The organism is Paenibacillus sp. FSL L8-0340 (assembly GCF_038593145.1).
Lineage (GTDB): Bacteria > Bacillota > Bacilli > Paenibacillales > Paenibacillaceae > Paenibacillus_AQ.
In genome coordinates this window covers 4197242-4214424 of sequence record NZ_CP151967.1, presented here as the reverse complement: position 1 = coordinate 4214424, position 17183 = coordinate 4197242, and the positions used below count along the sequence as shown (strand labels likewise).

Annotated in this window: 13 protein-coding genes; 10 read left to right on the top strand and 3 right to left on the bottom strand. The window is 47.0% G+C overall.

From position 1 onward, the window contains the following. The 4 genes from lpdA (at position 1) to NST07_RS18825 (ending at position 5067) form a co-directional block, all read left to right on the top strand. Positions 1-1413 (top strand): dihydrolipoyl dehydrogenase, encoded by a 1413-nt coding sequence (lpdA, locus tag NST07_RS18840; protein ID WP_038592917.1) that lies wholly within the window; start codon positions 1-3, stop codon positions 1411-1413. 297 nt (positions 1414-1710) lie between these two features. Continuing rightward, positions 1711-2205 carry a hypothetical protein gene (locus tag NST07_RS18835; protein ID WP_341378837.1) on the top strand — a complete coding sequence of 165 codons (495 nt, stop codon included), beginning with the start codon at positions 1711-1713 and terminating at the stop codon, positions 2203-2205. After that, positions 2177-3151, top strand: a complete 975-nt coding sequence (locus NST07_RS18830; RefSeq protein ID WP_341093744.1) for a S66 peptidase family protein — start codon at positions 2177-2179, stop codon at positions 3149-3151. Before NST07_RS18835 ends, NST07_RS18830 begins: the two co-directional genes overlap by 29 nt. Before the next feature lie 413 nt (positions 3152-3564). Further along, positions 3565-5067 carry an alkaline phosphatase family protein gene (locus NST07_RS18825; RefSeq protein ID WP_341093743.1) on the top strand — a complete coding sequence of 501 codons (1503 nt, stop codon included), beginning with the start codon at positions 3565-3567 and terminating at the stop codon, positions 5065-5067. Between the two features lie 34 nt (positions 5068-5101). Here NST07_RS18825 and NST07_RS18820 read toward each other — a convergent pair whose 3' ends face one another. Further along, complete coding sequence (locus NST07_RS18820) at positions 5102-5878, bottom strand: alpha/beta hydrolase (protein ID WP_341093742.1); 777 nt, start codon at positions 5876-5878, stop codon at positions 5102-5104. Positions 5879-6342: 464 nt separating this feature from the next. Here NST07_RS18820 and NST07_RS18815 point away from each other — a divergent pair, with 464 nt between their 5' ends. The 3 genes from NST07_RS18815 (at position 6343) to NST07_RS18805 (ending at position 9398) form a co-directional block, all read left to right on the top strand. Continuing rightward, positions 6343-7137, top strand: coding sequence for a thymidylate synthase (locus tag NST07_RS18815; RefSeq protein WP_341093741.1), 795 nt, complete (start codon positions 6343-6345; stop codon positions 7135-7137). A 48-nt stretch (positions 7138-7185) separates the two neighbouring features. Further along, a complete protein-coding gene (locus NST07_RS18810; RefSeq protein WP_038592908.1) occupies positions 7186-7677 on the top strand; it encodes a dihydrofolate reductase in 492 nt (163 codons plus the stop codon). A gap of 233 nt (positions 7678-7910) precedes the next feature. Further along, on the top strand, positions 7911-9398 hold the full coding sequence (locus tag NST07_RS18805; RefSeq protein ID WP_342479938.1) for a glutamate synthase subunit beta: 1488 nt from the start codon (positions 7911-7913) through the stop codon (positions 9396-9398). A gap of 118 nt (positions 9399-9516) precedes the next feature. On the opposite strand, the gene NST07_RS18800 is transcribed toward NST07_RS18805, so the two are convergent. Beyond that, positions 9517-11520: a methyl-accepting chemotaxis protein gene (locus tag NST07_RS18800; protein ID WP_341093739.1), complete on the bottom strand. Its 2004-nt coding sequence runs from the start codon at positions 11518-11520 to the stop codon at positions 9517-9519. Between the two features lie 569 nt (positions 11521-12089). Between NST07_RS18800 and NST07_RS18795 the strand changes: the two genes are divergently transcribed. Next, complete coding sequence (locus NST07_RS18795; RefSeq protein ID WP_341093738.1) at positions 12090-13805, top strand: proline--tRNA ligase; 1716 nt, start codon at positions 12090-12092, stop codon at positions 13803-13805. On the opposite strand, the gene NST07_RS18790 is transcribed toward NST07_RS18795, so the two are convergent. Then, positions 13777-14079: a hypothetical protein gene (locus NST07_RS18790; RefSeq protein WP_341378834.1), complete on the bottom strand. Its 303-nt coding sequence runs from the start codon at positions 14077-14079 to the stop codon at positions 13777-13779. The genes NST07_RS18795 and NST07_RS18790 overlap by 29 nt on opposite strands. Before the next feature lie 1291 nt (positions 14080-15370). On the opposite strand from NST07_RS18790, the gene NST07_RS18785 reads away from it, so the two are divergent. Both NST07_RS18785 and NST07_RS18780 read left to right on the top strand, forming a co-directional pair. After that, positions 15371-16630: a DNA polymerase IV gene (locus NST07_RS18785; RefSeq protein WP_341093736.1), complete on the top strand. Its 1260-nt coding sequence runs from the start codon at positions 15371-15373 to the stop codon at positions 16628-16630. Beyond that, a complete protein-coding gene (locus NST07_RS18780; RefSeq protein WP_341093735.1) occupies positions 16627-17100 on the top strand; it encodes a hypothetical protein in 474 nt (157 codons plus the stop codon). Before NST07_RS18785 ends, NST07_RS18780 begins: the two co-directional genes overlap by 4 nt. Positions 17101-17183 lie beyond the last annotated feature (83 nt).

Genomic DNA, 17183 nt, shown 5'->3' with positions numbered 1-17183 from the left:
ATGGTAGTCGGAGACGCTTCAATCGAAATCGACACATTGGTAATTGGTGCAGGTCCCGGCGGGTATGTGGCGGCAATTCGTGCCGCCCAGCTCGGCCAGAAGGTTCTGATTGTGGATAAATCGGAACTCGGCGGTGTATGTCTGAACCGCGGATGTATTCCTTCCAAGGCTCTGATCTCTGCAGCCCATCAATTCGAAGCTGCACAGCACGGTGAAGTTTTCGGTGTCACTGCCGAGAACGTCAAAGTGGACTGGGCAAAAACACAGGAATTCAAAAACGGCGTTGTCAAAAGAATGACAACCGGCGTAACCGGTTTGATGAAGGGCAACAAAATTGAAGTATTCAGCGGTGAAGCTATGTTCATCAATACAAACGAAGCCCGTTTGTTCAATGAACATGAATCTCCCCGCTACAAATTCAACAACTGTATCATTGCTACAGGTTCCCGTCCGATCGAACTGAAGCCTTTCCCATTTGGCGGACGTATTCTGTCTTCGACCGAAGCGCTTGATCTTCCGGAAATTCCGAAGAGCATGATCGTTATCGGCGGCGGCTACATCGGAGCCGAGCTTGGCCAAATGTACTCCAAATTTGGCACTAAAGTAACCATCATTGAAGGTCTGGATACAGTTCTGCCTGGCTTTGACAAGGATATGACCCGTCTGGTTGCCAAGAACATGGCGAAGACTGGGATTGAGATTGTTACTAATGCCAAAGCGGAAAGTGCTGTACAGAACGACAAGGAAGTAACCGTGAAATACTCCGTGGGCGGCGAGTCCAAGGAAATTACTGCGGATTACCTGCTTGTAACTGTAGGACGTCGTCCAAATACGGATGGCGAGCTGGGATTGGATCTGATCGGTATGGAACTTGACGAGCGCGGCTTGATCAAAGTTGACCATCAGGGCCGTACCAACATTCCTAACATCTATGCAATCGGCGATATTGTTCCAGGCCTTGCTCTGGCACACAAAGCTTCTTACGAAGGCAAAATTGCTGCTGAAGCGATCTCAGGACACAAATCCGTTGTTGACTACAAAGTCATCCCGGCTGTTGTGTTCACCGATCCAGAATGCTCCAGTGTGGGTCTGACCGAGAAAGAAGCGAAGGATAAGGGCTACAAAGTAAAAGCCGGCAAATTCCCGTTCGCAGGTAATGGCCGTGCAGTTTCCTTGAACGCTCCGGATGGCTTTATCAAGATTGTGGCAAACAGCGAGAACAACCTCGTATTGGGCGCACAAATTGTGGGTATCGAAGCTTCCAACCTGATTGCTGAACTGGGTCTGGCGATTGAAATGGGCGCTACGCTCGAAGACATCGCATTGACAATCCACGCGCATCCAACCCTTGGCGAAATCGTCATGGAAGCGGCTGAGCTTGTGGAAGGCCACCCAATTCACGTAATTAAATAATAAATTATAAATTATAGACTGCTTCGGCAGACAACAATAAGAGGATGTCCGCCGAGCCATGCAAATGGCTTGGTAGACATCCTCTTTTTTTAACGCATTACATATAGTTATTCAGATGGCAGCCGAAACTACTTGTGGTAAGATCAAGAAAGAAACGGGCCTATACAGCTGTCCTTTCATCGTAAGCGGGTAAATAAGGAGGAGAGGAACATTACACACAGAACTTGTGTTATCGCCATAGCAGCCGTCTCAGGGGGCGGCAAAACGACTGCCGTCAGAATCTTGCAGGAGCGGCTGGTGAACTCGGCTGCTTTGTTTTTTGATGACTATGATTTCCCTTGGCCTGATGAGTTTGACCGGTGGATGGAACGTGGGGCAGACTATAACGAGTGGAAGCTTGAGCCCCTGGTGGCTGACCTGAAAGGGCTGCTTGCCCGAGCGGACCGGCCGGAGTATATTTTACTCGATTATCCTTTCGCCTATGTACATAATGAACTAAGCCGGCTTATTGATTTTGCTATATTTATCGACACTCCGCTTGATGTGGCTATGGCCAGAAGATTCATCCGAGATTATAAAGATTCCGCAAGCAGCGATGTGACCCGGGAGATGGAAGGATACCTGCGTGGAGGCCGGGAGGCATACTTGGCAATGCTTCATACCGTTCTCCCCTCATCCGACTATGTGGCAGACGGTACGCTGCCTGTAAATGACCTTACAGATCTGCTGCTGGAGCAAATCAAGTACAAGGGGAGTGAAGACTATGAAGCCAGCAAAACTGCAAGCCGGTGATGAAATCCGGATTATTTCACCTTCCATGAGCTTAGGGGTTATAGCAGAAGAGCAAATCGTGGCAGCAACAAAGAAATTGGAGGCTTTTGGGTTTACCGTTTCTTTTTCCAAGCATGCTTATGAAAGAGATGACTCCGATTCGTCTTCGGTGGACTCCAGACTTGAGGATCTCCACAGCGCGTTCAGCGACCCTGCGGTAAAAGGGATATTGACGACGCTTGGTGGCTTCAATTGCAACCAGCTGCTGCGGGGGCTGGATTTCGGCTTGATTGCAGCAAATCCCAAACGGTTATGCGGCTATTCCGACATTACGGTGCTGCAGAATGCCATTTATGCCAAAACAGGACTGATCACCTACTCCGGTCCTCATTTCTCTACACTGTCCATGCGTCACGGGATTGAATACACTGTAGATTATTTTGTCAAAATGATGATGGAAGATGAAGAAGTGGATGTGCTGCCTTCGGTGCAGTGGAGCGATGATGCCTGGTTCTTAGATCAGGAAAATCGTGTATTCGAAGCAAACGCCGGGCCTTATGCCATTCACGAAGGTTATGCGGAAGGCATTATAATTGGTGGTAATCTATGCACACTGAATCTGCTGCAGGGGACAGAGTATATGCCCAGCCTGAAGGACGCGATTCTTTTTGTGGAAGATGACTATGAATCCCGCCCGGGGAACTTTGACCGCGATCTGCAGTCGCTGCTTCTTCAGCCCGGCTTCGCACTGGCCAAAGGGATTGTGATAGGCAGATTTCAAAGAGCATCACGAGTGACACAGGAGTCACTGCGTACAATTATCAACACCAAAAAGGAGCTGGCACAACTCCCTGTCATCGCCGATGTGAACTTTGGGCATACCTCGCCAATAATTACTTTTCCAGTAGGAGGAAGGGCTGTGTTAAAGGCAACGTCACAAAAAGTAGAACTGAGGATTAGTGAATAAAAAAGGCCAAAACCATGACTATATCGTATATTCCAATGCCTTGCGATATCCCAAGTATAGCTTGCCCTATTCTTCTGAGGCCGTCAGATTCGTGATAGAGGCTTGGCGTACAGCATAGAGTTTGGCTGGATCAGCCGATAATTAGTTCGTCCGGGAATATGGTGCAGTACCGCAATGATGAAAATGAGATCTACGGTTTGATCCGGTATCTGATCAGCTTTATGGAACAGTTTGCTCCGGTTGCGAGCTGAAATCCAATATATCCCTTGAATAACATTTAGATCTCCGCGACAAAATGTATATTAAGTAGGTGATCTGTTATGCGAAAAAAGTGGAATCGAATTTTGCCGGCGATGCTTATCTTTATCCTGGTTTTTGGATGCCAAAATCCGAAACCTAAAGAAACGGATTTAATGAGGATAAAATCAGCAAATGAAGAAAATACGAAGAAAGTCATTTTATTTGTTGCGGACTCTTTAATGGCTCAGGCAATCGACCAAGGAATCAGAAAGCAAGAGCTTCCCGCCTTTAAATTCCTGATCGATCACGGGCAATATTATAAAGACCTCGTCAGTTCTTTTCCCACGATGTCCGTCACGATCGACAGTTCGTTGCTCACCGGAAAGTATCCGGATGTTCACCGTGTACCGGGTCTGACCTGGTATTCTGCGGACAACAAGAAAATAATCAATTACGGGACCGGGCCGCTGGAAGTGCTCGGACACGGAATTCACCCGGTTTTAACCGATGCGCTAATCCATTTAAACGGGAGTCACTTAAACCGGAATTTACCCACGATCTATGAAGATTTAGCCCGGCTGGACTTAAAGTCCGGATCGATAAATGGCTTGATTTACCGGGGGGCTTCCGATCATAAGTTGTCGATTCCTGGCTGGATTCAAGGCGCTGCCTCTTTGCCGAAAGAAATTCAGGTGAAAGGTCCGGATTTTTTCTCCTTGGGTTCGTTGTCTAATCCGTTTGAAGGTATAAAAAATTTGCCCGATAGTGTGATAAACCGGATGGGGATTAATAATAATTTCGCTATAGAAGCCGTGAAATATTTGATTAAAAACAAGACATTGCCGGATTTTTTATTTGTATATTTGCCCGATATGGACCGTAAGCTGCACAAGCAAGGCCCTACGGAGTTAAATGGGGTTAGAAAGTTGGATCAACAGCTTCAGTCTCTGATGGAAACATTCGGTTCGCCGGAAAAAGCTTTGCAGGATGCGATTATCATCATTGTAGGGGACAGTGGAATGACTCAAATTCTGCCTGCTGAACAAAATCCGGTAATCGATCTGCCTTCTTTGTTTGGAGATGCCCAAGTTTTACGTCCGGGTGAACCCGTAACAAAGGAGACCGAAATCATTCTCGCAGTCAATGAAACCATGGCCTATGTGTATTCATTAAAAGCGGATCGTTCCCTTAGAGATGTGGCAAATGTACTGAAGAATGACCCGCGTATCGATTTTATTGCTTGGAAAGAAAAGGATTGGATTTACGTAATTCAGGGATCAACAGTCAAACAGCTCAAGTTCAAAGCCAAAGGCAATCTGACTGATGCTTATGGACAATCATGGACGGTCGAACAGAACAGTGAGGTACTGGATATCAAGGTAAACGCTGCTGCTCATTCACTGAATTATGATGAGTATCCCGATGTGCTGAAGCGGTTGTCAGGTGCGCTCCATTCACATCAAGGGGAATTTTTGGTGGTCACAGCAAAACCGGGATATGAATTGGCGGACAGAAGTTCTCCAACGCATAAGGGTGGCGGCGGGCACGGTTCCATTCGTAAAATGGAATCGCTTGTTCCCTTGATCATCGCCGGAACGGATCAAAAACCTGACTATTTACGAATTATCGATTTAAAAGCTTATTTGCTTAACCTTTTGACAAAGAGAACGGAGTAGATGTACTGCAGGTTATTTCAAATGCTTTCCTATATCATTGCCCGCAGCGATGAATAAACTGCTCGATTAGCACGTTCAATTTACCCGCTGCTTTTGTAGGAATTTGGTGTTTGGTGTTTTTGATAAAAACAAGCTCACTTACAGGCAGTCGTTCTTGCAGCAGCATGGCGTAAGGGTGGAAGGGTGTGTCCTTTTCTCCATAAATCAACAATACGGGTTGATGTATCTTTCCCAAATCTGCCGTACAGTTATAATTCAAACTGTATTGATAATACTGTTCAGCGTTTCTGGCGTTTGTTTTTTTAGCATCGTTAAATATTGATCGCATCAAAGACAGCTTGGGTTTCGCTTGAGTCCAAGCAGTGGAGAGGGCAATTGCAATGACAGCGCCGATTTGAGAGAGGAAGCGTCCGCGCGCTATTTTGTTTCTTAACCTATTGTCGCTTACTTCCGACATTCCGCCAATCACAATGCCTCCCAATGTCCGATCGGGACAGGTTAACATAAAATCGAGTACAACCGAGCCGCCGGTTGAGTATCCGCACAAAAATGCCTTTTCGATCTTCAAATGATCCATCAACTGCCTGATATCCTCAACGATTAACGGATAGGTAATTTCCTTCTTGGAAGCCTCGCTTCGACCATGGCCCCGAATATCAAAAGCGACCGTTCGAAAATTTGCCGACAATTTTCTCACCTGATATTGAAAATTCAAGCTTGTCAATACCGGAGGATGAATGAATACAATCGCTGTTCCTTTTCCGCAATCTCCATAATACATGTTGTATCCATTTATATAGTTTCGGGGCATTGAATATCACCTTCTTCATATTATCATCAGCCGGTTTATTAGATACCCGGCTGATTATTTTTGATGTTATTAATTTTGTACTTAGAATATTCTTCGCACAGGCTGAATCATCTGATTCCAGGCATTCCCGTTTAATCTGCGCCGCTGTCTAATCCCAAAAACAGTAACTCCAACACCTAATGCCAATAAAGAAGACATAATAGTTCTTCGATTATTTACCATTCCTAGAAAGGAACGCATCCATTGCATACCAGTTCACCGCCTCTTGTTGAGAATTTGTTCTTCATATATGTCGGTCTTTATTTTGCGGATGATCCGATCTCTTCATTCATGGAAATAATGTTGTCCATTCCCAATGTATCAGCAAAGATGGCGAGTATGATAATGCCTTTTTTTTGGCATGTTGCAAGGCGGCCAGCTCATGGTAAAATGATTAAAGAAAAAGAGGAGAGGAGCGCTGACTGTTGCGTAAATATTTGGATTTACTTCAGGATATATTGGATCATGGCACGGAAAAAAGCGACCGGACAGGTACCGGTACGATATCCGTATTTGGGCGCCAGCTCCGCTTTGATCTGCAAGAGGGTTTTCCGCTGGTGACAACCAAGCGCATTCACTTGAAATCGGTAGTTTATGAACTGCTGTGGTTTCTTAGAGGAGAGACGAACACTTCCTATCTGAAGGAGCACGGTGTTTCGATCTGGGACGAATGGGCAGATGAGAACGGGGAGCTGGGACCCGTATACGGGTCCCAATGGCGGTCCTGGGAGAGCGCCGACGGCCGGATTATTGATCAGATTTCGAATGTGATCGAGTCGATCAAACATAATCCCGATTCCCGCCGTCATATCGTCAGTGCCTGGAATGTGGGAGAGATTGAGCAGATGAAGCTGCCGCCTTGCCATTTTGTGTTCCAATTCTATGTTGCGGACGGCAAGTTGTCCTGCATGCTGACGATGCGTTCAGTGGACACTTTCCTGGGATTGCCTTTTAACATTGCCAGCTACGCCCTGCTCACACATATGGTCGCCCAGCAGACCGGCCTTGAGGTTGGTGATTTCATCTGGTCCGGAGGCGATGTGCACATTTATACAAATCATCTGGAGCAGGTCGCCAAGCAGTTGTCCAGAGAGCCTTATGCGCTGCCTACACTGAAGATTCTCACAAAGCCGGACAGTATTTTTGATTATACCTTTGAAGATTTTGAATTTACAGATTATGTTCATCATCCGGGAATTAAGGCACCAGTGGCCATATAGTCTTTGTTGGATACATTTCTGATGATTCCTTGAAAAGGGGGCTAAAATATGAGCATCAGCATGATATGGGCAATGGGTGCTAACGGTGTAATCGGCAAGGACAATGATATGCCCTGGCATTTGCCGCGTGATTTTGCCTTTTTTAAATCCGAAACTTTTGGCAAAAGAATGCTAATGGGCCGTAAGACATGGGAGTCGCTCGGGGGCAAGCCGCTTAAGGACAGAACGAGTATTATTATTACCCGGGACCGCAGCTATGCTCCGGAGGGAGCAAAGGTCGTGCATACCGTGGAGGAAGCGCTGGCTGAAGGCGGCAAGGGTGATGAACTGATGATTATTGGCGGTGCGGAGATCTACCGGATGTTCCTGCCGTATGCCGATAAGCTGATTGTGACCCGGATTGAACATGAGTTTGAAGGCGATACGAAATTTCCTGAGGTAGAGTGGAGTGAGTGGACAGAGATTTCCAACACCCCAGGAATTCGCGATGAGAAAAATCCGTATGATTACCGATTCTATGTTTATGAACGTACGGTTTGAAGAAAAAGCGTTTTCTCTGACACAACATGTGAAATAGTACAAATAATCAGCAGATTAATCCATTACAGTGCGAAAGTATAGAATGCTACTATAATTAAAATTAGAAATGCTAAACTTAAAAGTAGTATAGAATGTGCAGGTACTTCATTGCGCTGAAACGACATGAGTCTGCCGCAATATGTTACAATGTACTATACATCAACACGAAGAGAACGGATGGGGGAAACGTAAATATGTCTACACCTACTGGATTTATGGAGTATAAGCGCCAGCTCCCAGGAGACCGGGATCCTGAACAGCGCGTGAAAGACTGGGAAGAATTCCACCATCATTTAACCGAGGACGAGCTTCGGACACAAGGCGCCCGTTGTATGGATTGCGGAACCCCTTATTGTCATACAGGTATTGATATGGCCGGCGGAACTTCAGGATGCCCTGTCCACAATCTCATTCCCGAATGGAATAATCTGGTGTACCGGGGACTGTGGAAGGAAGCACTCGAACGCTTGCATAAGACGAACAATTTCCCTGAATTTACGGGCAGCATCTGTCCGGCACCTTGCGAAGGCTCTTGTACCGTCGGTCTGATCGGCCAGCCGGTTACGATCAAGACGATAGAGCTTGCCATCATTGATAAGGGCTTTGAGGAAGGCTGGGTTGTGCCTTGTCCGCCGGAGAAGCGTACCGGCAAGTCAGTAGCCATCGTCGGCTCCGGACCCGCTGGTCTGGCTGCAGCGGCCCAGCTTAACAAGGCAGGACATACTGTAACTGTATTTGAACGCAGTGACCGTGTAGGCGGCCTGTTGACATATGGAATTCCGACCATGAAGCTGGACAAACGTGTCGTGCAGCGCCGTGTTGACTTGCTGGCTGCCGAAGGCGTGAACTTCGTAGTGAATACAGAGATCGGCAAAGACATTCCGACACAGCAGCTGGTCGATGAATTTGATGCGGTTGTCCTCTGCGGCGGAGCGACTAAGGCACGCCGTTTCAACGTCCCGGGAGCTGAGCTTAAGGGCGTCATGTATGCGATGGATTATTTGAACGGCACGATTAAGAGCTACTTGAACTCCAATCTGCAGGATGGCAACTTTATCTCTGCTGCAGGTAAGGATGTTATTGTGCTTGGCGGCGGTGACACCGGTTCTGACTGTGTGGCAACTTCGCTCCGTCATGGCTGCAACAGCATTACCCAGTTTGGTACGCATGACAAAGCCCCGCTTGAGCGTGATCCGATTGCCAATCCTTGGCCGCAGTTTCCGAATGTGTATACGCTTGACTATGCACAGCAGGAAGCCAAGGCAATCTTCGGTGATGATCCGCGTGAATTCTCCATCATGACTACGAAATTCGTAGGTGATGAAGAAGGCAACCTCAAGGAACTTCATACCGTGCAAATCCGCCGGATGGTGGATGAGACCGGACGTAAGATTTATCAGCCGGTTCCAGGTACTGAGGCTGTATATCCGGCTCAGCTTGCGCTGATTGCGATTGGGTTTGACGGACCGGAGCAGGAGATGATCGAGGAGTTAAACCTTGAGACAGACCGGCGCAGTAATGTGAAGGCCCGTTACGGCAAGTTCAACACGAACGTGGATAAGGTATTTGCTGCTGGTGATATGCGCCGTGGGCAAAGTCTTGTGGTCTGGGCGATCAATGAAGGACGCGAAGCTGCACGTGAAGTCGATAAATATCTGATGGGATCGACAGTTCTTGTCTAATCTATAATGAATATCTGAACATGAAACCTTAAAAGCCGTCTTTCACAGTATAAGCTGTGGAAGACGGCTTCTTTAAATTAGAGCTGATTTAGCTGACAGGTGAAGATTAGGCGGCTGCCTAATCTTCAAGCTTGAAGTGTTCGACTTTTTGCTGCAAATCTCCGGCCATTTTGGACAGCTCACCGGATGAAGAGGTGATCTCTTCCATCGAGGCAAGCTGCTGCTGGGTAGCAGCTGTTACATTCTGGAAGGCATCGGAAGCGGAACGCGAGATGTTCGAGATCTCCTGGACAGATGCTGCGACTTCTTCTGCACCTGCTGACATTTGTTCAGTGATCGCAGAGATGTCATGGATCTGTCCGTTGATCTTGGCTGTGGAATGTTCAATGCTCGCGAAGGCTTCTTTGGCTTCTTCGGTTACTTGCATCCCAAGCTCGACATCTGCCGACACTCTATTCTGGATAGTTTCATAGGTCTGATCGATTAGTTCAGTCATCTGAACAATAGTGTCTTGGATATTGCCGGCAGTCATTTTAGACTGATCAGCCAGCTTGCGTACCTCGGCGGCAACTACTGCAAATCCTTTGCCATGTTCCCCGGCGCGTGCGGCTTCGATTCCTGCATTCAATGAGAGCAGATTAGTCTGTACAGCGATAGTGGAAATGGCGCTGCTCATTTCCGAGACCTCGCTGTTTAGGCCATTTAATTGTCCAATCAGCTCAGCTGACAGTTGTGTAGATTCCCGGATGGCGTTCATCTGCTTGCTGACCTGCTCGATCTTGCGGCTCCCGACGAGCACATCTGCTCCTGTATCGGTCGAGGAATCAACGATGGATGAGGCGGCTTCGGCTATTTTTTGAATGCCGGAGGACATTTCTTCCATCGCCCGCGACGTTTCAATCATCGCTGCGGTTTGAGTTTCGGCACCATTCGAAGACTCCTCTGCCAGCCCGGCTACATAGGCTGTTGCTTTGGAGTTCTCCTCGGTAGTTGCTGTCAGCTGCTGGCTCGAAGCAGCCAAGAGTCCGGACGTATCCGAGATATCAATCACGATATTCCGTAAGGAGTCGACCATGAGATTGTAGTTCTCAGCTAATTGGCCGATCTCATCTGTACGGTCAATCACAATTCGTTCATTCAGATAACCCTCGCTTACACGGCGTGCCGAGTTGTTGAGGTTGGCGATAGGACGGGAGATTGCCCGGACAATAAAGTACATCAATACCAATGCAACAATCAGGGCTGCTCCAAGAACCATTAAGCCGGTATAGAGTATAGGCAGGGAGGCATCCGAGAATTCTTGTGTGGTTAAGACACCGACAATCGTGAAGCCGGTAATTGGATCAGTCGTGTAATATCCCCGCATTTCAAGACCCGAATCCGGATTAGTATAGGATAGCGTTCCACCCTCATTTGTAAGCAGCTTCACCACATAGTCGTCGATATCTTCTCCTGCTTTTTTGACGGGATGGGACACAAATTTATGATTGCGGTCAACGACATAGTAGTAGCCGTGATCTCCCAGCTTCACCTGGTTGATTCGTTCGCTCATCGCTTTAAGGCTAAGGCTGGTGGTGACTGCTCCTTTGCCGTCTTTTAGTGTTTCAGAGATGAACAGGTTATAGTTGCCTGTAGTGACGGAAACGAATGGATCCACGATGGTAACTTTGCCGGCATTTTGCATGGCCGCCTTGTACCATTCTCTGGTTCGCGGATCGTAATCCTGCTGCTTGCCGGGATCCGGAGCCTTCATCCAGGAGCCTTTTTCATTACCCACCGTAAGGATCTCCAGCTCTGGATGTTCTTTCATGAACAATTCAATGAGTTCACGGGCTTCCGGTGTTTGAGCATCAATGTCCGCGGAAGTGAGCTGCTGGCTGAGCTGCTGAACATTTTTCATAGCTGCATTTACCGTTTCATTGATTGTAGTTTTTAGCAAATTCACACTGGCCTGTGTAGATTCCTGCATCTTCAGCTCCAATTGTTTGCTTGCACTGGAGTAGGAGAAGTAACTCACGAGAAGGACTGGGATAACCAGCATAATCGTGAAGATTAACATCATCCTCCTCTGAAGTGAACGGGATGTGAGTTTGCGGATGATTTTTCTAATATTTGTGTACATTGTTATGACTCCCCCTTGATTGCATAGAAGCAGATTAGGTCGTAAGCAGCTGCTCCTTGAATGTTATAATGATATATTCGGTTTATTGACACAATAATTTCATATGTCTATATTTGAATATGAAAGAATTAACATACATTCTGATATAATTTTACATTGTAAAGGATTAATTGCACTGAAATTGGAGAGATTGGAAACTGATGGACCTCTCAGCAGGCTTGACGAATTTTTCATTATCCTTTAAATTGAATACCATACTAATAGCGTAATAGCGTTGATCAAGGATCTACGTTTCTGGAATCGCTTGGATCAGAGAGGGGACTCACCGGCTGAAAGGTCCTTCATGAAGCGAGAGAAGTGTACCCTGCCTTGAAAGCTGCTGCACTTTGGAAGACATTAAGGTGCTGCCGGCCCCGGCCGTTATCCGGATTTGAGGACTGCCAGGCACAGATTGGCGGTTGAAATAGGGTGGTATCACGACGCATTCGTCCCTGACGAATGTGTCTTTTTGCGTTTTCTTAAGAAGATTTGAGAAATTGCGTTAACCAAACCAGAGAGGGCTGAACCTTATGCGTCAAAGTCAACTACTTGCCACAACCCTTCGCGAAGCTCCGGCTGAAGCCGAGACCGCAAACCACCAGCTGCTGCTGCGTGCAGGATACATCCGCCAGCTGGCGGCCGGAATCTATACCTACTTGCCTCTTGGCCGCCGCGTGCTCCGCAAGATTGAACAAATTGTCCACGAGGAAATGGATGCCGCGGGTGCACAGGAGATCCTGATGCCCGCGATGCAGCCTGCTGAGCTGTGGAAAGAGTCGGAGCGATATGAGGTCTACGGCAAGGAGCTGATCAAGCTTCAAGACCGTCATGACCGGGAGTTTGTACTGGGGCCAACCCATGAGGAAGTAATAACTTCATTGGTGCGGGGGGAGATCAATTCCTACCGAAGGCTGCCACTGACTGTGTTCCAGATTCAGACCAAGTTTCGTGATGAACGCCGGCCGCGTTCCGGGCTGCTGCGGGGCAGGGAGTTCCTGATGAAGGATGCCTATTCGTTCGATACCAGCTGGGATGGGCTGGACGAATCTTATGTGCGAATGTATAACGCCTATCAAAGGATTTTTGAACGCTGCGGTTTGCTGTACCGGGCAGTACATGCCGATTCCGGGGCCATAGGCGGTGAAGGCGGGAGCCACGAGTTTATGGCGCTTTCCGAAATCGGAGAGGACACCATTGGCGTCTGCTCCGTCTGCGACTATGCTGCAAATCTGGAACTGGCTGAAGTTCGGTCTCCTGAGGGAGTGCAAGAAGTACGCACGATAAGAGGGGACCAACCTGCGGTGGAGAAGTTCCATACGCCGGACATCCGGACGATTGAACAACTCGAGCTCGAATTGCATATCCAGCCTGAGGAAATCATCAAGACGCTGATTTATGAAGCTGGCGGTCAATTTTATGCCGTACTGGTTCGCGGTGATCATGAGGTCAACGAACATAAGGTGGCCAAAATGATCGGGGTTAGCAACATCTCCCTGGCAGATTATCATGCTGTGCAGCATGCCGCGGGAGTAGAGAGCGGTTATATTGGTCCAGTCGGTCTTTCGCTGACCGTGCTGGTTGATTCGGCAGTTGCGGCCATGGAGTCAGGCATAACGGGTGCCGGAGAGAAAGACTACCATCTGCGCGGTGTCGTACCCGGACGGGATTTCAGCCTCAAGCATGCGGGTGATCTCCGAAATGCCGTGGAGGGTGAGGCTTGTCCGAATTGCGGCAAAGGGGTACTGCACTTTCATCAGGGAATTGAAATCGGCCATGTTTTCAAGCTGGGAACCAAGTATAGTGAGAAGCTGGGAGCCACGTATTTGAACGATTCAGGCAAAAGCGCTCCGATGATTATGGGCTGCTACGGGATCGGCATCTCGCGGCTGCTGGCTGCCGTAGCCGAGCAAAATCATGATGAACAGGGTCTTATCTGGCCCCAAGCGCTCGCGCCTTACAATGTTCATATTCTACTGATGTCAACAAAGGACAAAGAGCAGATTGCGGTGGCTGAACAACTGTATGCGCAGCTTACCTCTCTAGGGATTGACACGCTTTATGATGACAGGGATGAGCGTGCCGGGGTGAAATTTAAGGATTTCGGCCTGATCGGTATTCCGGTTGCGATTGTTGTAGGCAAGGATGCTACAGCGCAGAAGGTTGAATATATGGACCGCAAAGCCAGTACTAAGGAAGTACTGGATATTACAGAAGCGGTTATGCGGATTGCCGGGACTTTGAATTGAATTGAAAGTTTGATAGCAGCTTGCGGCGGTTTTGATGCGGCAATTCCGCTGAAGTTTCTCGCCTGAACGTTATTAATGTATCTGTGGCAGCTGCATTGGTGAAGATTTCAACCGTATACTGAATTTGCCCGGTTGCCACAATGGCAGCAGGGGGGACATCTGCAGCAGAGAAACCAAAAGCTTCATTTTCCCTGCTGATCGCCACCCCGAATGTTGTGGTGAAAATAATAATGGTTCCATTTCTGCGAACTCTAAGGGTATTCGTATTGAACAAGGGATTTGTCAGGCCACTCCAAAGCGCAAAATTCTCCTGAACGAGATCCGCTAAACAACAAATAATAAAAGGGTTCTAAATCATCGTCGATGCCAGACTCCTCTAAGACATTTCAAAATTCATCAAGTTCATTTCGATCAAGGTAAAGAAGGGCATCAGAATTGGGCTGAGACTGACAACGTTCATGTGGATAGAGATCAGTGAGAGAGTCTGGAGGCAGAAATGGCTGACCGGCGAGGGAGACGGCAATAAGTTAAAGATGAAGAAAGTGGAAGTGTTTCCGGAGGGAATGTCAGCGAAGGAAACCAGGGCGAGGAACAAGACACCGAATGCGATGGTACTTCAGAAGACGTAAGTAAGGAAGCGCTGAAAGCCTTTATCCTGACCAACTGCCTTGTTTATGACAACATCGAGATTGGATGTCACAACGATTCTGTTTCCCGAGCTACTTCAGGAACGTTTGGATCTGAAAAAGACTCGGAAGGAAATTGCCTAGGAGGAAAGAAGTTAGTCCGGCCTTTGTCAAAGTAATACGTATACAGGTTGCGCCTATTATAGATGGATAAAAAACATAAAACATTGGGAGCGACCTCATAGAGTGTGATAAGGAAACTCCCCTATGTGCTCTTTACTTAAAATCTTTACAGACTTTGTTACTAAGGAGAACAAGATCATTTTACTAACCTAATAAAATGAGAGTCAAAAACTCCTGACACGATTTCAAGATTTTATTGCTATTCACCCTCAAATATCCTCGAACCATGAGTAAGTACTATTAGTAATTTTAAAATCAACTTTAATATCTCGAATGAAAAGGAATCTGAGATTAGAGAGAATGTGTATAGAAATTTCGACAAGTAAAGATAAATTTGATAATTTGGTTCAATGTATTTTAATAGAGTAAGAAAAATAGTTTAATATTGCCCACTGCCTCCGGTGGGTTTTTTTGTAATTTAATCTTTTTCATTGTATGCAATAAGGTAAGTGAGTAATTCTTTTTCTTTTTTATCCCATTCGAAGAATATCTTACTTATTGTATAAGGAACGTATGTTTGGTTATAATACAAACAAATGTTCTTATTTTATCGGAGGCGATCAATCATGAAAATGAGCATCGGCCAAACCATCGAAATTATATACCTGGACAAATTGGGAGAGATCACTCAGAGGCGAATTGAAATATTGGACATACGAAATGGGCGCATTCGGGCTACTTGCTTAACAGTCTGCCGTCCACGAGTTTTTCTGCTTTCTAATATCCTCGCGTGGCATCCATCACGGGAGCAGCGATATGCCTAAGGACCGAATCATTTTACTTTCAGATTGCCAATCGTTTTACGCAAGCGTTGAAAAAGCTGCCCACCCTGAATACAAAGATAAGCCTGTCGCAGTCGGAGATCCAACGCGGATGAACGGCATTGTCTTAGCGGCCTGCCCCATAGCTAAATCCTATGGTGTAACCACCGCGTCACGAGTGGGAGAGGCAATGACTAAATGCCGGGATCTCGTGGTCATCCGGCCACGGATGAGTACGTATATAAAGGTCTCTCTGCTGATTTCAGAAATCTATCACGGGTATACCGACCTTGTTGAAGCCTTCAGTATCGACGAGCAATTTTTGGATGTGACAGGCTCATTGAGCTTTTTTGGAGGAGATTTGCAGGAGGTAATTCACTCCATTCAGCAGCATGTCATGTTATCAACTGGTGTTTGGACCCGAGTGGGGATTGGACCGACAAAAATACTTGCTAAGATGGCAAACAACTTTGCCAAGAAGAAGGACGGCGGAATTTTCAGGCTTGATTACGACAATTTAGATAAAGAGCTCTGGCCGTTGCCAGTGCATGAAATGTTTATGGTGGCTGGTCGAATGAGCAAAAATTTTTACCGCATGGGTATTACCACAATTGGAGATATCGCCCGTATGGAGTTGGGTGAGTTTAAGCGGAGAATGCGCACGACCATGGGCAAGCAGAGTGATATCCAGGCGGAGTATTACTGGCAGACTGCCCGTGGCATAGATCCCAGCCCGGTAGTTACCGGCATACGCCATCAGATCAAATCAGTAGGACACGGTAAGGCTCTACGCTGGAATTTGTATACCCGACTACCTGAAATTGAGGTTGTCTTGCTTGAATTGGTGATTGAGGTTTGCCAACGAGCGCGGAAATACCGTTATATGGGAGCAACGGTGTCTATAGCGGTATCAGAAACCGATGGTGATAAATCAAATTCATACAGCCGACAAATGACACTGCCGGAGCCATCGTCTTTAACTCATGAGGTGGCAGCAGCGGCATATCGCTTATTCTGTGATAATTGGACCGGTATGCCTATAAGCCGTTTAGCTATATCTATATCGCATTTGAGCGATGACAGTGTCATGCAGCTTACCTTATTTGATGACCGTATCCGCACATACAACAGAGAACGGGCAATTGATCAAATCAAAACCCGGTACGGTAGCCGAGCGCTTATACGTGCTTCTTCGTTGCTCGAATCTGGAGTTGCCCTGGAACGGGCCGAACAGATTGGAGGACATTATAAATGAGTAAATTAAACGGGAATGAGAGATGGAAAACCAAAATGTTAATGACCGAACATGTGGAGCAGTATGAGCAGAAGCAGGATGATGAGGTAAGTAAAATGATAACCGTCGCTGAACGGACAATGGTTCGTGACCTCATACTGCTCCCTTACCTAGATACTATGGTTAGCAAGAGCCTGAAGGAGATCGAACATTCAGGAAACATCCTTAAACGCGCCTTTTTAATGGCCGGGCAAGCCATACAGCGCAGAATTATTGAGGATACCTATCAGTTACAAAAAGAGCTGAAGCAGCGGAATATCAGGGTGCTGGCGGATGAACAGGAGGAATTTTTGGTATATTATAAAATTTTTTGCCGGGGGTACCAGGAACGCTTTGGACTAACTCGTGATGTTATGCGTACAGAGATAAGCTTAAGGTTGACCAAGTATACCGCTGACCTTGGGGCAGTATTAAGAGACCTGCAAAAATAAAACGACAACCCGTCAGTGATTATACTGGCGGGGTATTTTTTATTCACATCCGGTTCCATCACCGTTAACTGGAGTTGCAAAGG